Source organism: Desulfosalsimonas sp., from assembly GCF_055149105.1.
Window position 1 is genome coordinate 63,414 of the sequence record NZ_JBSRLA010000004.1, and the last position, 22,676, is coordinate 86,089.

The 22,676-nt window shown below is 52.5% G+C and carries 25 protein-coding genes; 9 read left to right on the forward strand and 16 right to left on the reverse strand.

All coding sequences use genetic code 11. From position 1 onward, the window contains the following. Positions 1 to 82: 82 nt before the first annotated feature. The 9 genes from ACTCIA_RS01770 to ACTCIA_RS01810 all read left to right on the forward strand — a co-directional run bounded on the left by ACTCIA_RS01770 (position 83) and on the right by ACTCIA_RS01810 (position 7,289). On the forward strand, positions 83 to 445 hold the full coding sequence (locus ACTCIA_RS01770; protein ID WP_463000089.1) for a DVU0772 family protein: 363 nt from the start codon (positions 83 to 85) through the stop codon (positions 443 to 445). A 151-nt stretch (positions 446 to 596) separates the two neighbouring features. Next, on the forward strand, positions 597 to 2,552 hold the full coding sequence (locus ACTCIA_RS01775; protein WP_463000090.1) for a thioredoxin domain-containing protein: 1,956 nt from the start codon (positions 597 to 599) through the stop codon (positions 2,550 to 2,552). Positions 2,553 to 2,604: 52 nt separating this feature from the next. Next, positions 2,605 to 2,808: a hypothetical protein gene (locus ACTCIA_RS01780; protein WP_181551036.1), complete on the forward strand. Its 204-nt coding sequence runs from the start codon at positions 2,605 to 2,607 to the stop codon at positions 2,806 to 2,808. Between the two features lie 21 nt (positions 2,809 to 2,829). Continuing rightward, positions 2,830 to 3,462 carry a nitroreductase family protein gene (locus ACTCIA_RS01785; RefSeq protein ID WP_463000091.1) on the forward strand — a complete coding sequence of 211 codons (633 nt, stop codon included), beginning with the start codon at positions 2,830 to 2,832 and terminating at the stop codon, positions 3,460 to 3,462. A gap of 89 nt (positions 3,463 to 3,551) precedes the next feature. After that, positions 3,552 to 3,812: a glutaredoxin family protein gene (locus ACTCIA_RS01790; RefSeq protein ID WP_463000092.1), complete on the forward strand. Its 261-nt coding sequence runs from the start codon at positions 3,552 to 3,554 to the stop codon at positions 3,810 to 3,812. Next, complete coding sequence (locus ACTCIA_RS01795; RefSeq protein WP_181551033.1) at positions 3,809 to 4,138, forward strand: ferredoxin-thioredoxin reductase catalytic domain-containing protein; 330 nt, start codon at positions 3,809 to 3,811, stop codon at positions 4,136 to 4,138. Before ACTCIA_RS01790 ends, ACTCIA_RS01795 begins: the two co-directional genes overlap by 4 nt. 199 nt (positions 4,139 to 4,337) lie before the next feature. After that, positions 4,338 to 4,880 carry an acyl-CoA thioesterase gene (locus ACTCIA_RS01800; RefSeq protein WP_463000093.1) on the forward strand — a complete coding sequence of 181 codons (543 nt, stop codon included), beginning with the start codon at positions 4,338 to 4,340 and terminating at the stop codon, positions 4,878 to 4,880. Then, positions 4,877 to 5,440, forward strand: a complete 564-nt coding sequence (locus ACTCIA_RS01805) for a protein-tyrosine phosphatase family protein (RefSeq protein WP_463000094.1) — start codon at positions 4,877 to 4,879, stop codon at positions 5,438 to 5,440. The genes ACTCIA_RS01800 and ACTCIA_RS01805 overlap by 4 nt, the downstream gene beginning before the upstream one ends. A gap of 142 nt (positions 5,441 to 5,582) precedes the next feature. Continuing rightward, positions 5,583 to 7,289 carry an FAD-dependent oxidoreductase gene (locus ACTCIA_RS01810; RefSeq protein WP_463000095.1) on the forward strand — a complete coding sequence of 569 codons (1,707 nt, stop codon included), beginning with the start codon at positions 5,583 to 5,585 and terminating at the stop codon, positions 7,287 to 7,289. Positions 7,290 to 7,292: 3 nt separating this feature from the next. On the opposite strand, the gene ACTCIA_RS01815 is transcribed toward ACTCIA_RS01810, so the two are convergent. From ACTCIA_RS01815 to ACTCIA_RS01890, 16 genes are all read right to left on the reverse strand, one after another. Beyond that, positions 7,293 to 8,939 (reverse strand): SidJ-related pseudokinase, encoded by a 1,647-nt coding sequence (locus ACTCIA_RS01815; protein WP_463000096.1) that lies wholly within the window; start codon positions 8,937 to 8,939, stop codon positions 7,293 to 7,295. A gap of 32 nt (positions 8,940 to 8,971) precedes the next feature. After that, complete coding sequence (pcaD, locus tag ACTCIA_RS01820; protein ID WP_463000097.1) at positions 8,972 to 9,763, reverse strand: 3-oxoadipate enol-lactonase; 792 nt, start codon at positions 9,761 to 9,763, stop codon at positions 8,972 to 8,974. 43 nt (positions 9,764 to 9,806) lie between these two features. Continuing rightward, positions 9,807 to 10,361 (reverse strand): hypothetical protein, encoded by a 555-nt coding sequence (locus tag ACTCIA_RS01825; RefSeq protein WP_463000098.1) that lies wholly within the window; start codon positions 10,359 to 10,361, stop codon positions 9,807 to 9,809. Positions 10,362 to 10,405: 44 nt separating this feature from the next. Beyond that, complete coding sequence (locus tag ACTCIA_RS01830) at positions 10,406 to 10,762, reverse strand: Mth938-like domain-containing protein (protein ID WP_463000099.1); 357 nt, start codon at positions 10,760 to 10,762, stop codon at positions 10,406 to 10,408. Positions 10,763 to 10,855: 93 nt separating this feature from the next. Then, on the reverse strand, positions 10,856 to 11,170 hold the full coding sequence (locus tag ACTCIA_RS01835) for a carboxymuconolactone decarboxylase family protein (RefSeq protein WP_463000100.1): 315 nt from the start codon (positions 11,168 to 11,170) through the stop codon (positions 10,856 to 10,858). Positions 11,171 to 11,320: 150 nt separating this feature from the next. Next, positions 11,321 to 11,854, reverse strand: coding sequence for a GDYXXLXY domain-containing protein (locus ACTCIA_RS01840; protein WP_463000101.1), 534 nt, complete (start codon positions 11,852 to 11,854; stop codon positions 11,321 to 11,323). Continuing rightward, entirely contained in the window at positions 11,847 to 12,917 is a 1,071-nt protein-coding gene (locus ACTCIA_RS01845; RefSeq protein ID WP_463000102.1) for a DUF4401 domain-containing protein, read from the reverse strand. The genes ACTCIA_RS01840 and ACTCIA_RS01845 overlap by 8 nt, the downstream gene beginning before the upstream one ends. Beyond that, positions 12,914 to 13,885: a DUF2157 domain-containing protein gene (locus tag ACTCIA_RS01850; RefSeq protein WP_463000103.1), complete on the reverse strand. Its 972-nt coding sequence runs from the start codon at positions 13,883 to 13,885 to the stop codon at positions 12,914 to 12,916. Before ACTCIA_RS01850 ends, ACTCIA_RS01845 begins: the two co-directional genes overlap by 4 nt. A gap of 447 nt (positions 13,886 to 14,332) precedes the next feature. Then, on the reverse strand, positions 14,333 to 14,779 hold the full coding sequence (locus ACTCIA_RS01855) for a CGGC domain-containing protein (protein ID WP_463000104.1): 447 nt from the start codon (positions 14,777 to 14,779) through the stop codon (positions 14,333 to 14,335). Between the two features lie 295 nt (positions 14,780 to 15,074). Continuing rightward, entirely contained in the window at positions 15,075 to 16,466 is a 1,392-nt protein-coding gene (locus ACTCIA_RS01860) for an acetyl-CoA hydrolase/transferase family protein (protein WP_463000105.1), read from the reverse strand. Between the two features lie 302 nt (positions 16,467 to 16,768). Further along, the gene (locus ACTCIA_RS01865; RefSeq protein WP_463000106.1) at positions 16,769 to 18,034 is read right to left on the reverse strand and encodes a DUF2254 domain-containing protein; all 1,266 of its coding nucleotides are present in this window, start codon (positions 18,032 to 18,034) and stop codon (positions 16,769 to 16,771) included. Positions 18,035 to 18,460: 426 nt separating this feature from the next. Next, positions 18,461 to 19,102 (reverse strand): DUF3786 domain-containing protein, encoded by a 642-nt coding sequence (locus ACTCIA_RS01870; RefSeq protein ID WP_463000107.1) that lies wholly within the window; start codon positions 19,100 to 19,102, stop codon positions 18,461 to 18,463. Positions 19,103 to 19,316: 214 nt separating this feature from the next. After that, the gene (locus ACTCIA_RS01875; protein ID WP_463000108.1) at positions 19,317 to 20,342 is read right to left on the reverse strand and encodes a fatty acid desaturase; all 1,026 of its coding nucleotides are present in this window, start codon (positions 20,340 to 20,342) and stop codon (positions 19,317 to 19,319) included. Positions 20,343 to 20,448: 106 nt separating this feature from the next. Further along, a complete protein-coding gene (locus tag ACTCIA_RS01880) occupies positions 20,449 to 20,901 on the reverse strand; it encodes a DUF302 domain-containing protein (protein WP_463000109.1) in 453 nt (150 codons plus the stop codon). A gap of 240 nt (positions 20,902 to 21,141) precedes the next feature. Then, the gene (locus ACTCIA_RS01885) at positions 21,142 to 21,705 is read right to left on the reverse strand and encodes a D-glycero-alpha-D-manno-heptose-1,7-bisphosphate 7-phosphatase (RefSeq protein ID WP_463000110.1); all 564 of its coding nucleotides are present in this window, start codon (positions 21,703 to 21,705) and stop codon (positions 21,142 to 21,144) included. 295 nt (positions 21,706 to 22,000) lie between these two features. Continuing rightward, positions 22,001 to 22,537: a hypothetical protein gene (locus ACTCIA_RS01890; protein WP_463000111.1), complete on the reverse strand. Its 537-nt coding sequence runs from the start codon at positions 22,535 to 22,537 to the stop codon at positions 22,001 to 22,003. Between the last annotated feature and the right edge of the window lie 139 nt (positions 22,538 to 22,676).

Here is a 22,676-nt window from a genome sequence, read left to right on the forward strand (position 1 = left end):
TGCATTTTTCTTTGCACGGCGTCAAATCAGGGCCTATTGTTGATTCAGCATACTATTTTGCACAAGACAAGGAGAAAGATCCATGATGACAGATATCGAACAACTGCGAAAACAGCCTGATATAATAAATGAAATCGACTGGGAAATGACCCCGGAAGAGGCCGTGCGCCTGTATCTGGAATGGGGCAACAACTGGGTTTACGGCAAGTACGTGATTCGCTCCAAGTCCGATGTTTCCTATTATTTCGTGGTTTACGCCTGGGATGAGCCCCCGGTGATTTACCTGATCCGGCGCAATTCCGAGCAGGCAGAAGAACTGGCCAAGATCGCCATGCCCGACTGGCTGGTCCGGCGCTTCCGCCTTGACACCGGCCACCAGAAGGGCGTCTATGCCATTGAAGGCGAGGTTCGCCAGTGGTTGGAAGAGCAGCTGGCCACGGCTTGAAAAAAAGACGCTTTTGTCTCAAAAATCCGGAAACATGATGCATTTTTGTTTCATGAAACACAGGGCGCACCGGGTTTAAACCGTTGCACAGGGTACGCAGGCTGGCAAAAATTTTTTCGCATATTATTTTGGAACCAACAGGAATAAATATATGGCTGTATCCAGCGAAACAAATTCAAACCGGCTGATAAACGAAAAAAGCCCGTATCTGCGGCAACATGCGGACAATCCCGTGGATTGGTTTGCGTGGGGAGATGCGGCCTTTGAAAAGGCCGGAAGAGAAAACAAGCCGGTGCTGGTTTCCATTGGATATGCCACCTGCCACTGGTGTCACGTCATGGCAGACGAATCCTTTTCCGATCCGGAAACCGCCCGGATCATGAACGAGAATCTGGTCAGCATCAAAATCGACCGGGAAGAGCGTCCGGATCTGGATCAGATCTATATCACGGCCGTCTCGGCCCTGACCGGATCCGCGGGCTGGCCTTTGAATGTGTTTTTGACCCCGGATGCCAAACCCTTTTTCGGGGGCACGTATTTTCCGACCCGTCAGCGCTTCGGCATGGCCTCCTGGAAACAGGTGGTGGAATCCGTTGGCCGGGCCTGGCAGGACCCTGAACAGCGGCAGAAACTGCTGACCTCGGCGGAAAACATCACTGATGCGGTAAAGGCCCATCTCCAGGACATGGAAGCCGGCGCAGATCCCAACCGCCCGGACAAGACCCTGCTGGATGCGGCTGCAGCCGGTTTTGCCGAAAATTATGATCCGGGAGCCGGCGGCTTCAGCCGGGCGCCCAAGTTTCCCATGCCTGCGGTTCTGCGGTTTCTGCTGTTTTATTACCGCCGTCTGCGGTTTGACACCGATCGGGTGCAAAACGGAAAAAGATACCTGGATATGGCTGTCCATACCCTTTCACAGATCAGTCAGGGCGGAATTTACGATCATCTCGGGGGCGGATTTCACCGGTATGCCACAGACAATGCCTGGCACGTGCCCCATTTTGAAAAAATGCTGTATGATAACGCCCAGATGATCCCGGTGCTGCTCGAGGCCTACGAGATTACAGGCGATAGTCGTTTTGCCAGCATTGCCGTACAAACCCTGGATTACATCCACCGGGACATGACCCATGAACTGGGCGGATTTTATTCCGCGGAAGATGCTGACAGCTATCCCCTGGATCTTTCGGGCCCGGATTCACAGGCACCTGGCGGCCATAAGGCCGAAGGCGCATTTTACGTCTGGAAAAAATCAGAAATTGATTCCATTTTGGACAAAGACGAATCGGAAATCTTCTGCCGGTATTACGGCGTGGGGGAAAACGGCAATGTCAAGGCCGATCCGTCCGGTGAGTTTCTCGGCAAAAACATCCTGTATGAAGCGCGCAGCATCGGGCAGGTGGCCCGGGAGACCGACATGGATGAAAAAACGGTTGAATCTCTTGGCCGACAGGCCGCAGAAAAGCTGCGCACGGCCCGAAACCGCCGCCCCCGGCCCTTTCGGGATGAAAAAATTCTTGTTGAATGGAACGCGCTGATGATATCGGCCCTGGTCAAAGCCTCCCGGATTCTTGGGGATGCGGCTTATCTGGACCGGGCCCAAAAGGCGGTTGACTTTATCCTGAACCGCATGGTTTCACAAGACGGCCGGCTTTATCGGAGATGGGCTGACGGGCAGCGGGAGGTTTTTGCCATGGCCGGCGATTATGCCATGCTGGTGCAGTCCCTGCTTGATCTTTATGAACATGGCCTTGATCCGGTATACCTCCGGGAGGCCCGGCAGATGGGGACTGTCATGCTGGATTTGTTTTTTGATGACAAACAGGGCGGGTTTTTCATGACCGCAGTTGATCAGGACAAACATTTGATCATGCGGCCCAGGGATTTGACAGACAATGTGATTCCTGCAGCCAACTCAGTGGCTGCTCAAAACTGTGTCCGGCTTTTCCGGATCACCGATGAACAGCGCTTTTACGAGGCGGCGCAAAAGACGTTTCAGGCGTCGGAAAAGCGGCTCCGGCAAAATTCCCAAAGTGCGCCCCAACTGCTTTCCGCCCTTGGACGGTTTCTTGAAATACAGGAGGACTCAGTGGACGCACCGTCCTGATGAACCCGGATAACAATTATAATTGATTTATGACAGCAAAGGAGGTTTCGTAATGGCCAAACAATACCGTTTAAAAGCAAAATGCCCCCAGTGCGGGTGCAGTGCCGTGATGCATCTGACCCCTGAGGAGATTGAGAAAAAATTCGGCAATGTGCCCAACGCAAAACTGGAATGCTCCCAGTGCATGGAAAAATACGAAGTGGCCATGAAAGATGCCTGTCCGGAGTGGGACAAGGAATGCCAGGCCATGAAATAGAATGCCGGGAAAGGAGCATTTATGGACTTCAAACAGGTCATGGACAACCGCAGGGCGGTGAATTTCTTTGATCCTCAAAAGGACGTGGCCGATGATGTGCTGCGCCAGATCATTGAAACCGCGGCCAAGGCCCCGTCAAGCTTCAATTTGCAGCCCTGGAGCCTGATGGTCCTGCGCGATCATGAAGAGAAACTGCGCCTGCAGAAGCACGCATGGGATCAGCCCAAGGTCAGCGAAGCCCCGGTGACCTTGATTGTGCTGGCGGATATGGATGCCTGGCAGGCCGGGCACCCCTTTGTGGAGAAAAATTTTGACTCCCTTGTGAAAGTCGGTATGATGTCAGAGTCCCAGCGGGAGTGGTTCAATGATGCCTGCAAGAACCTCTACGGCGCAAGTGCCGGGCGGCAGGTGGCCTTTGCCTGCAAAAACACCGGTTTTTTCGCCATGTCTTTGATGCTTGCAGCCAAGGATCTGGGAGTGGATACCCATCCCATGGACGGCTTTGACATCGAGGGCGTGCGAAAGGAATTTCATATCCCGGAAAATTACTGGATTCCGCTGCTTTTGTCCGTGGGGTATTTCAGGTCAGACAAAACCCTGCTGCCGGCAAAATGGCGAAAATCCTACGAGGAAATGGTTGTGCGGTTTGAGTGAAAACACCGGGATATTGAGCAACCCGGGTGTGATTGACCGGCCGCTTGTTAAAAATTCAGGTTGACCCGATGCCCCAAGGAGCTGTGAACATGACAGATGAACAAGACGTTACGGTATATGCATTAAGTACTTGCGGACATTGCAAAAAGGCAAAGGAACTGCTTAATGAATGCAATGTCAGCTATGATTCCGTGGAGGTGGATCTGCTCGACAGCGAAGAGCGCCAGGCGGTGCTCGAGGATGTCAAGGCGTTAAATCCCCGCTGCTCGTTTCCAACCATCCGAATCGGTGAAAAAGTCATTGTCGGCTACAGGGAAGATGAAATCAAGGAGGCGCTGGGAATCTCATGAATGCCCAAGAACTGTATGAAAAGCTTAAAAAGGTGCAGGAGCCCAAGGGGTATTACTTCAACAAGGACCGCGAGCTGGTTTTTGAGCTTCTCGAGGGCCTGCTGGCCAACAAGGAGCGATACGGCCACATGAGCTGTCCTTGCCGGCTGGCTTCCGGTGACCTTGAAAAGGACAAAGATATTATCTGCCCGTGTGTTTACCGGGAGCCGGATGTCCGGGAATACGGCAGCTGCTATTGCCACCTGTATGTCAGCGAGGCATGGAACAATGAAACCATCCCGCATGTTGTTGTCCCGGAGCGGCGTCCTGTGGAAAAGATGTTTTAATGCCGGATTCTGCAATGCATCTTTGACGCGCTCGTAAAAAGTTGATTTTCAGATGGCGCCGTAAAAAGTTCAAGATCAAGGCTTGTGCGATTTCGAAGAATGCAGCGTAGTTATCCTTACGTGAAATTCTGAGAAATCGCGTGTAACGCAGATATTGGACTTTTTACGGTGCCATCATCTTTAAAGGAGTACATGTTTCATGACAGATACATTCGCATGCCCTGAACCGGAAGCCGGGGGCAAGCCGGTCAAAGACAGCATGGTGATCGTTTCCCAGGTCATGCAGCCGGCAGATGCCAACCCGGCCGGAAACGTGCACGGGGGTACCATCATGAAGCTCATTGACAATGCCGCCGGGGTGGTGGCCATCCGCCATTCCCGGTGCAACGCGGTCACCGCGTCCGTGGACCGCCTGGATTTTCATCACCCCGCATTTGTCGGAGATCTTTTGATTCTTTCGGCCAGTCTGAACATGACCGGCCGCACGTCCATGGAAATCGGCGTGCGTGTGGAGGCCGAAACCCTGCTCAGCGGTCAGCGCCGCCACATTGCTTCGGCCTACATTACCTATGTGGGCTTAGACGCGCAGATGAAGCCCCGGCCCATTGCCCCCGTAATTGTCCGAACCCCGGAAGAAAAGCGCCGCAACAAAGAGGCCATGGCCCGGCGCAAGGCCCGGCTGGCTGAAAAAACTTCCGAAAAAGAATCCGAAGAAAAATTCTTCCAAGAAAATTCCAAATGATCGATATTCAGGAAGAACCCCGGGAACTGCCGTTTCGCAATGCCTACTGGGTGGAAAAAAACCGGCTGATGGCCGGTGAATATCCGCTGTCCTACACCCCGGAGCAATCCGGAAAGCGTCTGGAGGCGCTTTTTTCCGCAGGCATCCGCAAAATCGTGGATCTGACCGAACCCCAGGAAATCGGACGCCTGAGCCTGCATCATCCCCCCTATGGGGAAGTGGTCCGACGTGTGGCCCGTCAAAAGGGAATTGATGCAGTTTATACCTCCATGCCGGTCCGGGATTTTGATATTCCGGACCGAAAAAAGCTCATGGAGATCCTCGATGAAATCGATGCCGCCATAGCCCATGGAAAGCCGGTTTACGTTCACTGCTGGGCCGGCATCGGCCGCACCGGCACGGTTGTGGGCGCCTACCTTGTCAGACACGGCCATCCGGCCGATCCCAGCCTTCTGGATACCATTGATGATCTTCGCCGCCATACGGCCACCGCTTCCATGGCCTCACCCCAAAGCGTGATGCAGCGGGAACTGATTCTTTCCTGGAGTTACGGGGAATAGCCATTTTCGCCTGTTTCAGATGTTTTTGCCGAAAATCCCCTTGCATTGCCCGGCGGAAATTCCCTATAGTATTTGGTTTCAGTCTTATGCTCATTTTGTTTTTGATTGATAAAATATAGGGCACGAATAAAAGGGGGTTGTTATGACAGAGCGTGTAGTGGTGATCGGTGCGGTGGCAGCAGGTTCCAAAGCGGCATGCCGGTTTAAGCGTCTTCGCCAGGATGCAGAGGTGATCCTTGTTGACGCGGATACCTATATTTCCTACGGCGGCTGCGGCATTCCGTATTATGTCTCCGGCGATGTCACCGATGAAAAGGAACTGCGCTCCACCAGCTTTCATATGGTCCGCGATGAGGCGTTTTTCAAAAACGACAAGGGTGTTGAAGCCATGACCGGCACCCGGGCACTGTCCATTGACCGGCAAAACAAGACCGTCCGGGTCCGCAAGTCAGACGGGCAGGAAACCGATCTTTGCTATGACAAGCTGATGCTGGCAACCGGCACCCGGGCCAAGAATCTGCCCATTTCCGGAATGGATCTTGAAAACGTCTACAGCGTGGGCAGCCTGCACCAGGCCATGGCCATCAAGGAACTGGTCACCGGCGGTCAGGTGGAAAAGGCCGTGATTATCGGTGCCGGGTTCATCGGCCTGGAAATGGCCGAGGCCCTGGCCGATATGTGGGAAATCGAAACCTCGGTGGTGGAATACTGCAGCCAGATCATGCCCGGCTTTGTCAGCCGCAACCTGGCTCAGATGGCCCAGCGCCGGATGGAGGAAAACGGCGTTACCTTCTACCTCAACGAAGCCGTTGAGGCCATTGAGGGCACTGACGGCCGGGTTTCAGCGGTGAAAACCGGCAGCCGCACCCTGGAGGCCGACCTTGTGATTTCCGCCGTTGGCATTGAGCCAAACGGGGAACTGGCCAAAGAGGCGGGCCTGGAAGTGGCGCCCGGCGGTTTTATCGCGGTCAATGACCGGATGCAGACCTCTGATCCGGATATATACGCCGGCGGCGACTGCGTGCAGGTCACCAACCTGATCACCGGTAAGCCTGGATTTTATCCTTTGGGCTCCATTGCCAACCGCCAGGGCAGGGTGATCGGTACCAACATGGCCGGAGGTGACGCCCGTTTCAAGGGTGCGGTGGGATCTTTTGTGGTCAAGTTGTTTGACGGGGCCTTAGCCGGTGCCGGCCTGACTCCGGAAAAGGCCTGCAAAGAAGGCTTTGACGCAGTGGGCATTCAGGTGAGCCAGTTTGACCGCGCCCATTTTTACCCGGAAAAGGAAATTATTTTCCTTGAGCTGGTGGTGGATCAAAAGACCCGGCGGGTGCTGGGCATCCAGGGATTTGGCGGGGAGTCCAGCGGGATGTATGCCCGGGTCAACGCCGTGGCCGCCATCCTGGCCTACCAGCCCACGGTCGAGGATGTGAGCAACCTGGAGCTGGCCTATTCGCCGCCGTTTGCCTCTGCCATGGACATTGTCAATGCACTTGGCAATGCTGCTGAAAATTATCTGGAAGGCCGGTACAAACCCCTTGACGCAGAAGCCTTTGCAGAGTGCTGGAACAACCGGGACTGCGGAAAATATTTCTTTCTGGACTGCCGGGCTGAAGCCGATGCCAAGCCTTTTGAGGAAAAATATCCGGATATCTGGAAAAGCATCCCCCATGATCAGCTCCAGGCCCGGATCAACGAGGTGCCCAGGGACAAGACCCTGGTGCTGGTATGCAACACCGGGGTGCGCTCCTTTGAGACCCAGATCAACCTGGCGGCCTGCGGCATTGCCGATACCTTAAACACGGCTACGGGCGTGGCCGGCATGAAGGAGTGCGGGATCCGTTTTTAGCGGTTATGCGGCAAACCGCTGCCGGCAGAACCGGTCCATGATGCACAGGGCCGAAAGGGCGGCCGTGTATTCGATAAGCTCCGGAACGGAAATGGCTTGGTTAAACCCGCCCAGATGCGGGCCGGTAAGGATGTGGATGTCCTGGCTGTCTTTTTGGAGGTCCTCAATGGAGTGCCGATCAAAACCCCGGCTTTCCAGAAACCGCCTGAATTGCGCATCACTCATGGCCTCCTGCTCGGCAATGCGCAAAATTTCCTCCATGTGGCGGTCAACGCCCATTTCCTCGATCAGGCGGCGGCTCAGGCTTTGGGGGTCAAAGGGCAGGTCCGTGCAAAAGGCCGTTTGGGTAAAGCCCTGATAATAGGCTTTGAAAATATCGATCAGCACTTGGCTGAGCCATTGCCGGTCAAACAGATCCCGGGCGTCCACGGCACACCCTTTGTCATCCACGCCGATTCTGGCTTCATCATGGTTTCTGCAGTAGCTGCCGGCTACCAGAACCAGGCTCAACACATGGGTGCCGATGTGGTCGTAGAGCTGGCGGGTGGGCCCGTCAAAGGCGATGAAGTGTTCAAAGTCCCGGACGCCGCTTTTGCTGATGTTGGGAAACCGGCATGATGCCAGCCACTGGTCCAGGCGGCCGGCGCGCCGCCATTGATAAAGCCCTGCATCGTTTCTGCGCTGTCGCTGTACCCGGTTGTGAAAAAGGGGGATCGGGGCGGTGTGGACGATGCCAAGGGATGCCAGATGTCCGAAAATGCCTGCATTTCTTGCCAGAATGGTTCGGCATTCTTCCATGCCGGGCATTTTTCCGTTCACCGGGTGATTGGGATAGGAAAAATAGTCCGGCCCGGTCTGAAACGCAATGGCGTGGCGGCGGGTGTCAATGTCTGCGCCCTCGGGGATCGCAAGGGCTTTATCCTCGATGCGGAATATCACCGGCGCGTGCCGGACCCCGGCCGGCCGGGGAATGTCAAAGGCAAAGGGGGCGGGCAGTTCCAGCCGGGACAACTGCTGCATCCAGAACGTCTCTGCGGCCAGCTCCGAGAGCTTCTGCCCGGTACGGGCAAATTTGAGAACCAGAATGCTTTCAGGCCGGTCCGGGTCTTTGAGTATGGCGCTTCTTCCCATCCAGTGCAGCATGTCCACCGGCCGCCTGCCAACAAGGGCTGAAATATCGCACACCGGTTCGACTGCGGGCTCCGGGAGTTGATAAGCGGTCTGTTTGCGGAGGTTTTCCGCCGCGGGCAGGGCGCCCATGGCTTCTGCCACGGCCCTGAACCGATGGCCGTTGTGTGCGGCCAGCAGGCGGGAGAGGGTTTTTCCCGCCGTGTGGGCCACTTCTTTTTCAGGCGCCCGGCAGATGATGTCTGCAATGGCGTCAGCCGCTTTTTTAAACAGGAAAAAAACCTGGCGCTGACTGTCGTGCTCGTTTCCTTCAAGCACGCAGCAAAGGGCGTGGACCGTTCCGGTGGTGACAATTTCGGGCCGGGTTTCGATGATGTACTGGAGGTTGGCCACCTGCATGTAAGTGGCCGTAAAATCGCTCCGACGGCCGATCAGGTAGTTTTCGGATTCAATGCGTTCGTTTTGTAGGTTCCAGGAGTACATGGCTGCCGGCTTTTTACCGCCCTGGCCCGGATTGGTCAAGCGGTTTTGCCATGTTTTGTTCCCGGAGTCCCTTATTGATGCCTTGCCAGAAAATCGGCCACGGTTTGGTTAAACAGCTCTGCCGCCTCGATGTTGCTGAGGTGAAAGGCCCGGGGCAGGGTCACCATTTCAGCCCCGGACATGGCTTCCCGGATTTCCTGTGACATTTCAACAGGGGTTCCCGGATCGTTTTCACCCACTATGATGAGCACCGGTACGGAAATCCGGCTGATTTTGTCTTTGACGTCAAAATTCCGGATTGCCCGGCAGCATCCGGCAAACCCGGCCACCGGCGTAGCCAGGATCATGTTTCTGATTTTTTCCGCAATATCCGGATGCGCTTTTTGAAACTCCGGGCTGAGCCATCGCTGCATGGTGCCGTCTGCCAGGGCGGCCATGCCGTGTTGCCGGGCCGCGGCAATGCGCTCTTCCCAGTCCTGATGGGTTTGCTGAGCAATTTTGCAGGCAGTGTCGCAAAGAATCAGGGAAGAGACTTTTTCCGGGTGCATCAGGGCCAGGCTCTGGCCGAGCATACCGCCCAGGCTGATGCCCATGAAGTGCGCGCGTTTGATTTCCAGTGCATCGAGCAGGGCCGCGGCATCAGATGCCAGCATTTCCATGCTGTAGTCCTTGTCCGGTGCAGATGTGGCCCCGTGGCCCCGCAAATCATAGCGCAGGACCCGGTATTGCTGTTCAAGAATCTTTATTTGATGGTCCCATATGCCCATGGTCCCGGCCAGGCAATGGCTTAACATGACAACAGGGGCGGACGCCGGTCCCGTGAGTTGGTAATGGATGTTTATGCCGTTTGCTTCTGCCTGCATGGCAACCTCCTTGTTTCCTGCACCTGCGCTTAAGGCTGACCGGCTATCCAAAGGTTCTGCCAAACAGTTGAGCTATGGCTTTTTTGCCGTTTTCCGCCAGATAGCGGGTCCCGGTTCCAGTGAAACGGGGCTGGGTGATCACCGGCTGGTCTTTTTTGCACTCGGTCCAGTCTGTTTTGTCCCATTCAAACCAGGCGTTCTGTTTTTGGTCAAAGACATATAACGGCTTGTTGCAAAGTTTTGCAAACTCAGCACCCCAGCCGGTACCGCCCTTTACCGTCTTGTCATCCAGGATTTCCCCGACAACATAGATTTCCCTTCCGCTGTTGATCTGATACCAGATGCTTTGCAGAACCTTGCGGATCATCGGGGTTTTGGCATAGCGCCGGTTCATCAGCCTTGAGATATATTCCAGGCTCACATCCCCGTTTTTCAGCTCCTCGTGGGTCAGCACCCGTATTCCGCGGCTGCGGACAATGGCATGTCCCTCAAACGAGAAATTGACTTCCTCTATCCCGTAACGCTCGGCATTGGCCCCGAATTCCGCCTCGGCGCCTTTGGTGCCGCCGCTAAACAGTATGCAGTCTTGCTTGTCCATGATGCGTGTTTCCTTTTTGATTATGATTGATGTTAATTGGTTTTTCAGCAGGTCAGGTGAAAGCATCCAGCCACGAGGCCGCCTGTTTCAACAGCTTCATTGAATTTCTGCGCCGCCTCAGCAGTGGGATGTGCCTCGACTGCGATGCCCCGGGCCCGGCATGCCTCCCTGACCGATTCGGCTACTGACATGCGCCCGCTGACTCCTGTGCCGATGATGATTTTATCAGGGGTGTCGTCTGTCAGCGGCCCCAGGTCTTCGGGCACAAGGTTGTGGCCGTGGCGGCGGCGCCAGTTGTCCCGAATATTTCCGTTTGTATCAATGATCAGGTCAGAGGAAAAGGTTTTTCCGTTAATCGTCATTTGACCAAAAGCGCAGTGATCAATTCTGGGATGCGTCATAACAAACCTTTGCAATTTCGTAAATCCGGGCCGTCCGTCTCATGGACGCGGCTGACTTTATCATGGGCCATGAACTTTTGATCGCCGGTGGCGTCAGTCGGTGATATCCCGGGCCCAGCTCATGGCTGCGGCCACTGAGGGAAAACCCATGGTGGAGGTGAGAACGACAAGGGCGTGATGGATTTCCTCCCGGCTTGCACCTGCTTTAAGCGCCCGGCGGGCATGGCTGTGCACGGCCCCTTCCAGCCGGAGAGCGGCTGCAGCGGCCATTTGAATAAGTTCCACGGTTTTTTCGTCCAGCGGACCTTCCGAACGTGCTGCCAGGCCGAGCTCGGAGACGGCTTTCATCAGCCTGGGATGTTCAGACTCCATTACCTGGTAGTTTTTGGGCAGTTTTTTTTCAGACATTTTTTTGCTCCCTTTTGAAATTTGGACAATGTTGTGCCGTTAATCCCGGCCCACCAGTTAATTGTTTCTATTGTCAATATTCCTTGTCATTCAGATGTGTCAAACAAATGCTTCTCAAAATTGTGTTTGCATCACCGGATGACGGGGGCTTCAGGATTTTTGCGGTTCAGGCGGTCCCAGCTTGTCCAGGTTTTCGTCATACAATCCAGTCAGGAGCAAATCTCCATCGTCGTTTACCCGGAAACAGCCGTATCTGGCAGGTTCATAGTATTTTGCGTGTCTCTCCTGGAAGAAAAAGGCATTGGTGGCAAATCTGACCCGTTTGCTGCGTACCCGGTAGCGCATGATAATTTCGTTTTCAGACAAGGGCTGGTCCTTGTAAAGGGCCTGGAAGGAACCGATATTGCGCTTATCCAGCCGTACCACCACAAAGCCGTCTTCGGCTGCTGCTTCATCCGGCTGTTCCCGGCCTTTTTTTGTCCTGGGCAGGGCGTTGAGCAGTTTCCGGGCCATTTCAAAGCGCAGATCCATGTAGTCTCCCTGCATCAGCGAGCGCGGGTCCACGGGTGCAAGTTCGAGATACACGATTCTGCCTTCGGCCAGGTGTTTTTCCTTGTCGTGGATAAACCAGTTCACAAGTACCAGGATGATTACCAGTGCGGCCACAGCGATTTTTTTAGACATGCCTTGCCTCCTTTGGCGCAGGTAGCATATGCAGCATCAGCCAGCGCAAACAAAGCAGAACCAGGCCCACGACCAGCAGTGTCAGGGATTTTGCCAGCAGTGTCGTTTCCAGCAGGTAATAGTAAGAAGAAATGTAGAAAAGCAGGGAAACAATGCCAAGCCCCATAAGCACCCGGTTTGCCCCGGCAAATCCCAGTAGCAGGATGACCATGCCCACGGTAAGGCCCTGCACCTTAACCGACACAAGACACACCACCAGGGTGCCGAGAAAAGCGCTTATGGAAACCGCCCCGGGCATGGGCTGCTTATGACGGTTCAGCAAGTGCAGGACCACATAAAGTGCCGCTGCAGCGATCAGCACCTCCCCCATCCAGGGAGCGGTTTGAAAGACCGGCGAACTGCTTGTAAGTGGTGACCAACTTCCATTATAACCCAGCAGGGTGATTGTTTCAAACAGGATCAGGGCCAGAACCAGGCCGTAGCCAATGGCCTGGATTGTCTTTATTCGAAGCAGACAGGAAAATTCATTCAACCAAAAAAAGCTGGCTGCCAGAATAAGTACACCGCCGGCAATATGCGGGCAACCCAGGTAAGTCAGCATCCGGGCAAAGGCCACAGCCCCGACAAATGAACAAAACACCCGGTGAACAAAATCGGGAATAACCGCAGCCAGGATCGCTTCAAACGCAAACACACCCAACCAGGCAAGCACACCCCGGTCCGGGACAGAGTCAAATATTAAAAAGATCACAAGTGCCTGTCCGGCCAGACTGAGGGCCAGGGCCAAGTGCTGATAAAAATCATTTCCGGAAACACGCAACAGTCCGAAAGCGGAGCAGATCATTAAGCCGCCGGTGATCAGGAGCGCGGGCTTGTTTTCAATGAAAAAATCGAATGCCGGTGCAAGAAAACATAAAAGCAAAAAAGCGGCCAGCCATCCGGAAAAACCCAGCAGCATCTTCACATACCAGAAAGACTGCGGTATGTTTTCACCAGATGACGCGCTTTTGGCCAGGCCGGCCTGATACAGGATATCGGCCGGTTGTTTGGCGGATTGATTCATGACTGTAATTCCCGGTTCACGTTTTTAAGCCAGAAACCCGCACCCGCTCCCATTCCGACTACCACCAGAGCAAGCAAAAGAAAACCGGGCTGGTAGAATTCATCCGGCATATGATAAGCTAAAAATCCCACAACCACGACGATTGCAGACAGGCACACGCAGACAAGCATGAACAAGTCGGGCATGGTCTTGCGGTAGACAAAATACACAACCCCCAGCCAGACGGCCCAGACCATGACGGTGATCCAGCCGCTGTTTCCCGGGTTAAAAATGGCCTGCAGCACAAGGACGATCAGGGCAGCGGCGGCAATAAAGGCCGGCAGCCGGACTGCCCAGCGCTCTGGGGGGCGGCCGCGGATTTGCCCGACAATTTCCCACACGGTAAGGACAAGGCTGTTGAAAAAAAATATCAGCCATATCATAGCCGAGCGGGAACCGGGAAGAAACCCGAAGGCTTCCGGAAAGGTCCGGCAATACAGGATTATGGTAATATTTAAAATCGCCGTCCAGAGAATCCAGATGCCGGCAAATTTTCCGATAACGGCCCAGGGAAGCATCAGGGCCGCCCAGGTGAAAAACAATTGCCATGGATCAGCCCCGGTCTGGTATGTCTGGCCGTACAAGGCCAGCAAAACCCCGAGGCAGATGGCGGCTGCAAGCAAAGACACCCTGGCTGCGGCCGATCGGTCCGCAACCAGGCAAAAAGCCGCAATGAACAGAATCATTGCCCCCTCTGCCATACCGAATTTGACAAACCGGCCAAGGGCGTCCCAGTTGTAGGCAATAAAATACATGGCTGCAAACGCCAGGGCCAGGCCGCCGAGCCATAACAGGAGGCGGTCGATAAAGCCACGCCAGGCCCTGCCGTCGGGGAGCATCCCTGTGGTCCGGAGGGCTTCGGCAATGTTTTCCGGCGGAACAATGTCTTTTTGCACAAGTTCAATAAATTGTTTTCGGGATGATATCATGGGATTCGGTATCCGGTTAAAACCAATAAAATCAGTCGTTTCAATTTGAGGTACACCAATTTGCTTTTATTTGTTTCTCTGCGTTTTAATGGATTTTTCTGATGCTTTTTTTATCACCAGACAGCAAGCCGAAAATGATTCCTTGGTATAAAGCCACTATTTGTACAAATTCCATTATAGCCATTATTTACTAAAGTTTCCCATTTTTTAGACGTCCGGCCCTGGTTGGCAGGGCAAATTGACAATGTTAATATATAACTGTAACTATAAATAGTTATACTTGATTGCAGGCTCCCTTGTGGTATGGTTTCTGGAAAATTTTTTCAATCATTTGGCTATCCCTTGATGTTGACAAAAGGCGTGCCAAAAAGATTAAGCGCCGGTCTCATCGGGCTGAACCAAAATCCGGGTTGTCCATCATGCCGGCGGCAATCCGGAAAATGGCGTTTAATTGTAACTTTCACGGATGGTTTCATCAGTCATGGTCGGGTCGATAAGCGGCTTCCACGCAGGGTCATCCCATGTTCCGAGATGCGTATGCATTTCAAGATACTTTTTCGGGATAGGGTGAGTGCCGACAACGACTTTGACCGCATGGCGTTTTTCAAGAAAAGCCTTAAATGTTTCAATGTAGGGACAGGGAGGATAGCCAACCACCAGGCCGGTTGCCAAATGAATAACTTCTGCGCCATTTTTCACCATCTCCTCGCCCGCATACTCGATATTGCCTCCGGGACAGCCATCACAGGTTGTAAAACCCACCAGCTCAACTTCTCTGTCCTGATATATATCAAAAGCCCCCTCCTTGTTTCTCATGGCCCGGAAACACTTTCCACCCGCACAGCGGCGGTAACGATCACAGATAATGATTCCAATCTTTGTTTTTGGATACATTTCCATTCCTTTCAATTTTTGATGGATTGATCGCCTGTGTATCTTCACCGCCGCGACCTGACGCCAACAGGTTTCCCCAATAGAGCCCCCTAACTGAAGAGTTTAACCAAAACGCCGAATTTTTCAAACAAATATTGCCTTGTTTTTTATGATTCCCATCCACCGGGGCACATTGCCACAAAGGGTTTGCGCAGCATATCCCATCTGAGGGAAATGACTCCCTGTCCCGGACCGGAAGGGAAAATCCAGGAAGGTGAGCTTGCGCTTATTTTTTTTGCATGCAGCCTCTGAGCCCTTACTTTTTGTTGGACTGACGCCAGATTCCCCATTTTTCAGCCTCCTGGATCAACTCTTCGCGGAAGTCGGGGTGGGCGATGCTGATGAGTTTTTCCGCGCGCATCCAGGTCGGGCAGGCGGTCATCCGGGCACTGCCGTATTCGGTAACAATGGTATCCACCATCTGCCTGGGAATCGTGGTAATGCTGCCCTGAGCAAGCGCCGGGATGATCCGGGACTGGAGATTGCCGCCGGCGTCCGTATAGGTCGAGGCCAGGCAAATGAAGCTCCGGCCGTTTTTGGACCAGCTTGCACCCAGGACAAAATCCCACATGCCGCCGTTTCCGGAAATCTGTTTGCCGCCCGAGCTCTCCGCATTGACCTGGGAGAACAGATCCACCTGAACGGCATTGTTGATGCTGACCATGTTATCGTTTTGTGAAATCACTCGCGGATCGTTGGTATAATCCACGTTACAGGAGGCCAGCGCCGGATTGTTGTCAATAAAATCGTAGAGGCGCTTTGTACCGATGGCAAAGGTATAGACGCAGCGGTAGCGGTCGATGTTTTTACAGGCGCCGGTCATCCGGCCCGACTCGATCATGTCCACGTAAGCATCCACCAGCATTTCCGTGTGTCCGCCCAGGTTTTTGAGATCCGAATCCGCGATCATCCGGCCCACGGCATTGGGCATGGCGCCGATGCCCAGTTGGATGCAGGCGCCGTCATGGATAAACGGCATGAGGTTGGCTGCAATCTGCCTGTCGGTCTCGGAAGGCTCAGCCAACGGTGCATCATAGAGGTCCTGATCCTCGGGGGCCTGTTCCACGATATAGTCCACCCGGGAGATATGGACCGACTCCTCGCTTCCGCCCAGGGCCACGGGCTGTTTCCGGTTGACCTCGATGATAACGACATCTGCGGCCTCGATGCAGGCCGAAGCGCTGGAGTTTTGCGGTCCAAGATTGAAAAACCCGTGCTCATCCATGGGAGCGGCCTGACAGATGGAAATCCATTTGTGCCGCCTGTCTGTCTCCCGGTTGTGATCCACGGTCCGGTATTTGCGGCTGTCGGTCAGGTGCCGGTAGTAGAAAGGCCCCCGGTGATACTGAATGGGGCAATAGTAGATGGGATTGACCTCCTGGTGCAGGATCCGGGTCAGCTTGCTCCAGTGCCAGTCAATATAAATGAAGCTTTCCGGGAAATTTGTCACAGCAGGCACGGGCGGCAGGTTGACAGCTGAATAAATGCATACATCCCGGAGTTCTTCGGCTCTTCTGGCCAGCGCCTGATCGCAGGCCACGGGCTTTCCGTTAAAAAAACCGTAATCAACCACGTCACCGGATTCAACACAGCCCACGGCCGCATCGGCAGAAACCCGTTTTCTCTGATACGCGTCCTTTTCACTCATTTCGCCTCCCTTTCGCTTAATGATAGGCTCAAGCAGTTTAAATAAAATACCGGGAACAATATGTTGCGTAAAAGAAACCGCTTATAAAAAATGATTTTGCTTATGCAAGTAAAATTCACTCATGGGCGGCTTGAGCCCTGAATATTCCCGTCTTTGCAGAAACCGACTTCGCTGAATTGGACAAAATGAATAACTATCTGAAAATTGAAGTACGTTTTGGTAGGGTAGGGTTGACCGGTAAAATGAACAGATGTCTCAGAAGAGAAAAAAGTTTAACAGGTTTTCAAAACGAATTGAGGGTGTCACGATGGTTGATCGGCGAACATGCCCGCGGATCGTATCGCATTGAGATCCTCCGGCAAATCCAATGCCAGTTCCGCCCTCGTGATAGCCAGCCGCGCATTATGTTGAGCAGCTTTTTGCATGTTTTGGTCTCCGACCTTGGCCAATGCGTGCAGTGCCTTCTGCAGGCGAATACCAACTTCGACGGCTCCGGCCCCATCGCGGGCCAGAGCCATAAACGCGTCATCGAACATATCGTGTATAGAAATTTCTGGCACCTCAATGCGATCGTATTCACATGAAATTTTATTTTCCTCTTTGACTGGCTTGCTCCACAGTACAAAAATCCGCACAAACGCGTTAATAATTTCGATCGCAGTCCCGGGGTCGTTTACCGCCGGCGAAAGGGCGCGGCTTGCAATCTCGGAAAGAACCACGAGCCCAAACCTTGGATCGTCATCAAAGGTCCGGTCGCCGGCAATCTCAAAGCAAGCCGCTATTGGCTTCGGGTCAACTTCTGAAGTATCCCCGGACGTGGTGATTATAAACGCCAAAGGCCGTCCGGGCATGGAAAAAGTCCCTGGTATCGCAGCAACCTCAATTCGTACATTTGATTGCTCCGCGTATTTCTGAAGCCGGGAAACCTTGATTTGCTGCACGTAGCCCACCGTCTCTCCGTAAACGGGCTCACCTTTGTCGGCCCTTGGCTGGACTGAAACGCCTCCGAGTGTGGGCTTCCGCAGGCGGGTCTGCAACGCCTTGGCAGCAGCTAATTCAGCTTTGTCGATTATTGTCCCAAGACGCCCCAGGCGCGCAATTCGATCCACCCACCGCAAAAAGGTCAGGATTACGGCAGCAAAGGCAAACAGCGTGAGGCAGAACAGGGCAAAACGACCTCCTTTGTCATAAAGGCCGTTCAGAAGAGCAATAAGAGAGACAATGCTGAAAATAAACGATCCAATGAAACTGGAAAGGGCGTTTTGTGAAACGTCATCGGAGAGAACAAGCGGAAAGCTGCGCGGGGTAGCCGAACGGCTTGCCGAAGCGTAGGAGGAGACCATTGAGCCGACTGCAAAGGTGGCGATCACCAGCATACTGGCGGCAATGATTTTTAACAAAGTTTCAACCGTCTCGGCCGAGATATCCGGGACAAACGCTGGAACGTTTCCGAAATCCGCGGCCTTGGCCAGAAACGCCAGACCGATTGACAACATGCACATCGCAAAGGGCCTGAACCATAACCGTTCTCGCAGTCGGCTCACAAGGAGCTTCAACCTGCTGATCATTTTGAAAATCCTTTCATAATTGCACTTTTTGCCCTCGCTGCAATGGCAAAGAGTGCTTTGTAAGCGCCTGTCTCAATTTGTGCCCAATTCCGGTGAAAAAGGGTTCAGCATCAGCGCCTCCAGGCCGGGAGCGGCATGCAAAAGCATAAGTCGTTTCCGTGCCTGCCTTACAAAAATCCGGAAACGGCGCACCTTCTGACAGCCCTTCACGAGCCCCTCGGGCAATCGTTTTATAGCGTGCCGTAAGTCCAACCCCAGTTAAGCGTCAACCAGGCCGTCACCCGCTCATCCAGGGTGACGGCGGCACCTCAGTCATTCCTGCGTTCTCCACAACCGGACGGCATGCCTCACAGGCGCCTGCTCCTTGGCGTCCTGTGCAGTTGTTGGGTCAGCGCTTCCCGATTAGCCACCCTGAATCAGATAATTTCAGCCTGTTGTTCGATTTTTGTCAACTCTGCAGAATTCGAATACAAGTATGTTGGTCAGTGCAAAGACACCAGCTAAATCGAGATGAAAATATGCTCTGTCATCTATTCCGATCATTGCTCTGGCAGGTACTTCCTGATCTCCTTGCCAATATAAAATGTATAGCGGCACGTATGGCAGCCCGGGCAACCGAATCGCAATATCCGCGCCCTCAATCATTTCACCGCCGATTTCAATGGCTCGATTGACCAGCTGATCCGAAGCTTTTTCGAAACGTTTGGCCAAAGGCTGAGTAGCAAGGGCATGAGCTCCGGTAAAAAACATCCGTCCACCGGGAAGTTCCTGCGGCACAGTCAGCCGTCCACTTGGTGGCACTCCTTTGGAAAAAGATAAGGTGGTTAACAGTAAAATGCCAGCCTGATAACTGACTGGATGGTCGGCATTGCTTGCCATATTGATTCGCTGATTGGCCGGATCAATTATATATTGGACACCCAACAGAGGCACTTTAAAAAATTTGCCATCCCATACCGCACCGACAGACTCCGCTGCTTGTTGAGGTGAACGATTACATAGATCGATCCATGATTCCGCTGGTATTTGCTCCGCCCACCGGAACAATTCTTTTTGAGATGACGCCATTTGATTTATACCTCTATGCGTTAATGGCCGACAACGTTCAGCTTAATCGGCCGGGTACCGGATTTCCGCAAATGATGGCAGCGGCCGCCGCTATCCCGGCGGCGATCAGGACATCTGCCCTGGATTCATGCCGACCCACGATGTCGATTGCAGTGCCGGGATCATTGATTCCTGGCGACAATGCCCGCCCGGTATGGAATGAACCTCCAGCCATTCAGGGAAAACCGATCAATTCTTTTCGCTCTTCGTCCCATAGTTTCAGACGAATCCCGGACAGGCTTTTCCGGATAGTAAGTGGTGGCTTGTTTTTAAGCTCCGGCACGGAATCATGGCACTGCTTGAGTTGATAGTTCGGAATCCGGGGACTCAGATGATGAACATGGTGATATCCGATGCTGGCTGTCAACCAACGCAGTACCGCCGGCAACTTATAAAAAGAACTGCCTTCCATGGCTGCCCGCAACGCATCCCACTCCTGCCTGCGCGCCCAATATACGCCTTGGAACTGGTGTTGCACATAGAAAAGCCAAATTCCCATTATTCCCGCAAACCAGATCACCGGCAGCTGAATGAGAATAAACGTTCGCAAGCCTATGGTTTGCACAGCGGCCATAACCAGGAGGACGATGAATAGGTTGGTAAACACGACACTGGCACGTGCTTTGCGCTTTGACATTCGCCCTGGTAATCGAAAACGAAGCACAAAACTGAAAATAGCGCCCATGCCTAAAAGTATCAAAGGATTACGGTATATGCGGTACGCTATCTGATGTGTCCTAGATGCTTTTTCAAATTCTGTTCGGGTCATGGTCCAGATATCGCCAAACCCGCGTGCGTCAAGGTCGGCATAGCTGGCATGGTGCCGAAGATGACTCAATCGCCAGTCATCAAACGGGGTGAATACCAACAGACCCAATGCATGGCCGAAGAAAGTGTTGACCCTCTGCAGAGGAAACAGCGAGCCATGAACGCAGTCATGAAAAAGAATGAAAATCCTGACAAGAAACAAGGACGCAATAAACGACAGCATCAGGGTCAACCAATATGGGTATCCTTCATGAATCAGCCAAATCATAATCAGCCACAGGCAGCCGTAAGGCAGAAGGGTATTTGTCAATTGCCAGGCGGCTTTTATGGTACTTGGCCGGCGAAAGTTCCTTAGCGCAGAATACCACGAAGGCCACTCATGATCTGAGTTTCTTTTTTGGTGTGTGCTCTGGTAATCATTTTTTTCAGACATCTTATGCCTGCACCCCCTGGCATACCTTGGTTATGTTTGTGCTTTACAACGCCGGTAATCAGACGCGCGGATTTTTGGGCCGGCTGAACTGGCATTGTTATATTTTCTATTTTGCTGCTGCAGCCTTTGCCATACCGGCAAGAGCCTTTTCAATTTTTGAAATCATTTCCTCGCAGCCGGAAACATTGTGCCTTTTTTTCAAATATCTAGGATCGTTATATGATATCCATATGTTGTCTTCACAATCTTTCCAGATTAGAGCTTTTTGCGGCAGATCAATGGCCACGCTTTGCTGACACTTCATAAGCGGGCTTCCCACTTTAGGATTCCCGAAAATTATCAGTTCGGTTTCCCGCAGCTTTACCCCTGCTTTTTTAGCTGCTTCAGAGTGTTTAACTCTGTTAAATACTGTCATGCCGTTGTCTTTCAGAACACTTTCCAGTCTGTCTCCGGTTTCTTTCATTCCGAAAGAACTTTTAACGTCAATCATGCCCTCGGCTGCGTATGCTGAAACTGTCATTACCAGTACCGTCAATATAGCGGATATGAATGTTTTCATTTTATACTCCTTTCTATTTCGGTATAATGACATAACGCACAGATGCCCGCTTCCAGGCGTCCTATGCCGTTGTTGGTTCTATCTGCACAAATTAAATTTAAGTTTTTATTGATAAAGTGCAAAACCGGTTTCAATGAAAAAGGGCTTCATGAATAAAATCAAATATTTGATTTTATTCATGAAGCCCTTTTTCATTGCGGATAAGAACTCCGGGACCAGACGCATGATTCCGGAAAATGATCAGAAGTCTCGTGCTGGATTTCCGCAAATGATATCAGCGGCCGCCTCTATCCCGTCGGCGGTCACGGCATCTTTCCAAAGTTCATGCCGGTGCTTTATTCCGTGGCCGGTCAAAACGTAAATGCCGCGTACACCGGCGTTTTCCGCAAACGCCACATCATGGGGATGATCCCCTATCGCAAAAGACCGGGAAAGATCGATTCCGTGATCCTTTTCCGCCTTTTTGAGAAAATAGGGCTTTGGCTTGATGCATTCGCAGCCGTCCGAAGAATCATGGGGGCAGACGTAGGTATCTGTGATCCGGATTCCGCATTCGGCCAGGTAAGACACCACATGCCCGTTGACGCACCCGACATCGTCCATTGTCAGCAATCCCTTGGCAACGCCGGACTGATTGGTAACAATAAACAGCTCAAAGTGCTCGTTTAAACGGCGCAGAGCAGAAACGGTTCCTGCAAAAAATATCACCTGCGAAGGCCGGGAGAGATGGCCCCGGTCCTCGATAATGGTACCGTCCCGGTCCAGAAAGACCGCGGGCCGCTTTATGTTGTTTTCAATGGCCATGGAGTCAGACGCCTTGTTTTAACCCTTATCTCCGGACGAGTTTTTCCCAAAACCCCTTCGCCTTTCAAGCAATAATTTCCAGCGTCGCTGACGATGCCGGTAAAAAAATATGCGCAAAAAGCCAAACCATCGGTGAAAATAAGCCGGCGCTGATTTCAATCTTATCCGTGTGTCGAAATCCGGGCGATCATTTTATTGCTTTCCTTTATGAGCCAAAAAAAGTTCAGCTGCCGGGTTTGCGAAGTCGGCTGGCGCAACAGTTTCGCCGAAGAATCCTTTTCCGGTGTCATCCAAATCAATCCATCCTTGAAAAGTAAAAATATATATAATCTTCTTCTATCCCGGCTTTACGCAACCTGGTGGAAAGCAATGCAGCCGGTTTTCCAAAATGGCCTATGCGTTTTTCCAGGTTGTTTTTATGCAAACGCAGATCATCGTCGGATATCAACTTAAGTTCCGGCAAAGAGGTCCTGGTTTTATCAGATTTGATTTTTTCTTTTATTTTTTTCGCAATGGTTGAATATGGAATACTTCCTTTCAAATCTTTCGTAAGCATATAACGCGTTTTGGCATCGTCGATACTTCTTGTCAGCTGCTGAAAAGCCTGCCATTTCATATCCAATAATTTTTCTGACCGAAGATGAGAAAGACAAAGCCTGAAGTTTTTGTCTTTGGCATCATCATGGCGCCGGCGGCTGCTGTCGCTGCTTTTTTTCATGCTGTTTATGCACTTCTGTATTTCGTTTCGGGCGTCCTTTCCAGTTTCAGCAACAGATGCCTTCAGAAACGATCTGTCGATTAAAAAATCAGGATTTTCATCCAGAGAATCCAAATACTTTTGCCTGGTTTCACGTGTTCCGCATCGCAAGGTATAACCTAAACTGAGCGATTTAAAGCAAAAAAAGTCCCCCACCCGAAGGATAATGTGTTATAATGTTTGCTAAAACCAACGAAAGCAATAGCAACCACAA